Source organism: Kocuria gwangalliensis (assembly GCF_039544365.1).
GTDB classification, from domain to species: domain Bacteria; phylum Actinomycetota; class Actinomycetes; order Actinomycetales; family Micrococcaceae; genus Kocuria; species Kocuria gwangalliensis.
On record NZ_BAABLN010000061.1, the window covers coordinates 1 to 3,303 of the forward strand.

General features: G+C 62.2%; 4 protein-coding genes. 1 reads left to right on the top strand and 3 read right to left on the bottom strand.

All coding sequences use genetic code 11. The annotated features are described in order from the left end of the window. From ABEA06_RS13635 to ABEA06_RS13645, 3 genes are all read right to left on the bottom strand, one after another. On the bottom strand, positions 1–188 hold a 188-nt coding region (locus ABEA06_RS13635), incomplete at its 3' end, for a transposase (protein WP_345311845.1). A 29-nt stretch (positions 189–217) separates the two neighbouring features. Further along, a complete protein-coding gene (locus ABEA06_RS13640) occupies positions 218–496 on the bottom strand; it encodes a DUF3644 domain-containing protein (protein WP_345311846.1) in 279 nt (92 codons plus the stop codon). A gap of 160 nt (positions 497–656) precedes the next feature. Further along, positions 657–2,126, bottom strand: a complete 1,470-nt coding sequence (locus ABEA06_RS13645) for a Shedu anti-phage system protein SduA domain-containing protein (RefSeq protein ID WP_345311847.1) — start codon at positions 2,124–2,126, stop codon at positions 657–659. 375 nt (positions 2,127–2,501) lie between these two features. On the opposite strand from ABEA06_RS13645, the gene ABEA06_RS13650 reads away from it, so the two are divergent. Beyond that, positions 2,502–2,831 carry a histone-like nucleoid-structuring protein Lsr2 gene (locus ABEA06_RS13650; protein ID WP_345311848.1) on the top strand — a complete coding sequence of 110 codons (330 nt, stop codon included), beginning with the start codon at positions 2,502–2,504 and terminating at the stop codon, positions 2,829–2,831. Positions 2,832–3,303 lie beyond the last annotated feature (472 nt).

Genomic DNA, 3,303 nt, shown 5'->3' on the forward strand with positions numbered 1-3,303 from the left:
AGCTCCTCGGCCTCAGCGGTGGTGACGCCGGGGCGGACACCGTCGTCGACGTCGGCCTTGCGCAACCAGTTGTGCAAGGTGGCTTCTGAGATCCCGAAGTCGCGGGCGATCTGGGACAGCGGAGCCTCGTGCTTGCGGGCCACCGCCACCACGTCGCGGCGGAACTCCTCGGGGTAGGGCTTGGGCATGGAAACATCCTTACCGTGAGCAGAGATCCTCACAAGTCAGGAGTCAGGTGAACCGGGGGCAGTCCCCACCGCTTTGGTTCGCCGTCCACCTTGATGAGCCGTCTTTTGCGATGCTTGTCCCAGTACCGGAAGTCAATCCCATCCCGTAGGAACTCGGCGTGCAACACGTACAGCCAGGCGAGGTGCATGTGAACTACGAACCCTTCGAAGGATCGCGATTCCGCCGCATCGTTGTAGAGACGCACAGCCAGGCATGCTTCTTTGATGCTGGCGTCTAGGGTTGCTTGCCATCGGGGAGGTCTTGCCATAGCAAACAATCTAGCGTTGTGAAGCGACCCTTCCTTGCACGGCCCCAGTGGTGCCAAGCCACGCGGCAAGGGCCTTACCGCGTAGCAGTCCATCGACGCTGGGCAGGAGGTTTTCCTGCCTCACAAGCGCGACGGTGGTAGTAGGCCTGATACCCGAGAATCAGCTCTTGTCTGCGCCCGCCATGGTGTCGCCGTCCAAGTCCGGTGGGCTCTTCAGGACTGTCAGCAAAGCCTTCAAACGCTCGAGAACTTCGTCATATCCCAGGACGGTCACCGTCGTAAGCCCGGCGCGGTAGCGCAGGAAGGACTCGCGCTGCTCATCGGTGAGGTTAAAGAGCCGGCCAGCAATGACTGCACCGCGCACGTCATTCCACGCGTCAATCTTGAGCTCAGGGGAGCGATCCAGACGTCGAGCAAGATCTTGGGAAACGGCTGCCATCTGGGACTGAACTTGAGCGATAGAGCCGCTAAGGGACGTGTCCGGCGGGTATACCTCGGCGGTGCCCTTGCCCCGGTATGAAGTTTTCGCCATCAGCGCGGTGGCAGGTGCCTTGATCTCAACAACAACAGCACTGTGCGTAACGGTGTTCGCGCAGAGGAAATCAGTGATGCGGGCCCCACGTCCGGAGACGTCCGCAGCCTGAACGTGCGCCTGCGCACACGCAACGACAATGGGCATGGAAAAGAGTTGCTGCAGGGCGAATCGGTTGGTGCCGAAGAAGCTCTGCCAGTAGGACTCGTCATTATTATGGGGCCCTTTGAGGCCTTCCTCGAACTGCTCGATCAGGACTTCGAGTGAAACCAGCTCTATGTCAGTGCGCAACCGGGCGAACCGTTCCGGTGCCTCACGGGCAACCTCCGGCGCCGTACGTTCAACCTCGTCGACGAGGACGACCCGATCGGCCGCATCCACTACATATCCGGTAGAAACTTCCTCGGTAAGCGCCCGGATGACCTGATTTTTCCCGTACCTCGGCTCCACCTGGCCAAGTTCGAACAGATCAGCGACGGCGTTGTGGCACTCGGCGTCGTTGACGCGGCGGACCGCAGTGCGGCCGCGTCCTCGATTGCGCTCCACCGCGTCGCAGTAGCGCCCAAACCGCTGGAGAGAAACCCAAAACGTCTCCCCCTCGGCGTCCAGGCCCTCCCGTCCTGTGTTGGTGAAGCGGAGGATCGTGCAGGAAGAGTGCTTCTCGATCCCACCCACAAAGTCGCGGTAGTCGCGCTTGATTCCAAGACCGTACTCATAAGTGGCGGCGAACCCAGCCGGGAGTCCGACAGCGTGCAGCAGATCGTACCGCTCGCTCACGGCCGAGTGGAGGTGAGGATCCCAAGCCGGAGCTTCGACCTGCAGTTCGATAATCCGGTCGAACTGGTCCTCGAACTGTCCGCTACGATTCACTTTGGGGAAGACGCGAAGCAACTTTTCGACCCGGTCGAACCGCAGCATTTCGGTGCTCTCCAATTTGCTGCTTCGACCAGTTCGGGTCAGCACCAGTTCGTTGCCCTCATCACGCACCTCGATGGAGCCGAATCGGTCATCGAGCTCCGCGTCGTCATAGGCCTCAAATCCAGTTTCGTCATGATCGGGTTCGCCCTCTTCCAGAGGGTCGAGGGTCCAGGTGTTCACACGTACCTCCATGACTGATGCCCGCCGTCCGGTGTGCGTGCTTCCAGCATGGTATGCCGGGCCGATCACACGCCCGAGGTGGCTCCCGCGATGGCGCCGTACCTTTGGCTGTCGAAGTCGGGCAGGATAGCCCAGCAGCAGCCGTTGGCGGCCCCATCGAGCACGCGCAGCATTGTCGGTGGAGCAACGTCACCTACGCATGCATGAGTCCTTTCGGACCTTCTCGGTAGGGTGCCTCGGCGACCGAAAACGTTCAACACAATCGGTGCCACTGCAACACCCTCAAAAGCAGGCGGCGAAGAGTTGGTGCCAGCGATATAGGCCGTGGGCACATTTCGGCGAGAGTGACGACTACATCGAAAGAAAGGTGCTGTGATGGCCCAGAGGGTACAGATAATCCTGGAAGACGACCTCGAGGGTGGTCCTGCTGATGAGACCGTCCAGTTCGGTGTGGACTGCCGGCAGTACGAGATTGACCTCTCCACCGCCAATGCGGAGAAGCTGCGGGAGACCCTGCGCCCCTTCGCTGCCGCTGGCCGGCGGTTCCAGGCCAAGTCCACTCGGCCCACCGGGCACCGTTCCTCCTCGGGTGGTAACCCGGAGACGGCGAAGATCCGGGCCTGGGCGAAGGAGAGCGGTTACGAGGTCTCCGACCGAGGCCGTATTCACCAGTCCGTCAAGGACGCCTACTACGCCGCCCAGTAGACCCCCACTCCCCCACCCGGACACGCCATTGGGCCTGACCGGGTGCTCCGAGACAGCGGGTTCTGATGCCGGCGGCCACATCCGCGGCATCACCGCGGAACGTCCCGGGGTAAGGCTCGAGCATGGAGGCCGTCACTGTATCTCCTCCGCACGATCAGCAGCCGGTGACGGGCTGACGATCCGCTCCCGGCCACGGTGCTCCCAAGACGCCCCGCGTCCAGACTGGACAGCGCTGATCGCCCCTTTGGCGCCCGACAACTGCCCTCGCTAGGGGTTGGCCCTGGCAGCTTTCGGACCGGGCGCAGGCACCCGCGTCGTTCGAGGACCCACGGAACCACCTACCCCATCCCGCCGCCTGTCCAAAGAATGAGAAAACCCGGCCCACCAGCAATGGTGAGCCGGGTTCCTTCTTCGCCGACCATGGGAAAACCGCCCGTGGCTGCCCCTTTTTTTCCTATCGAGGGACCGGTTC

Bases quoted from the DNA above. Each gene is read 5' to 3' on its own strand.
- ABEA06_RS13650 (WP_345311848.1), top strand. From the start codon at position 2,502: ATGGCCCAGAGGGTACAGATAATCCTGGAAGACGACCTCGAGGGTGGT.
- ABEA06_RS13640 (WP_345311846.1), bottom strand. From the start codon at position 496: ATGGCAAGACCTCCCCGATGGCAAGCAACCCTAGACGCCAGCATCAAA.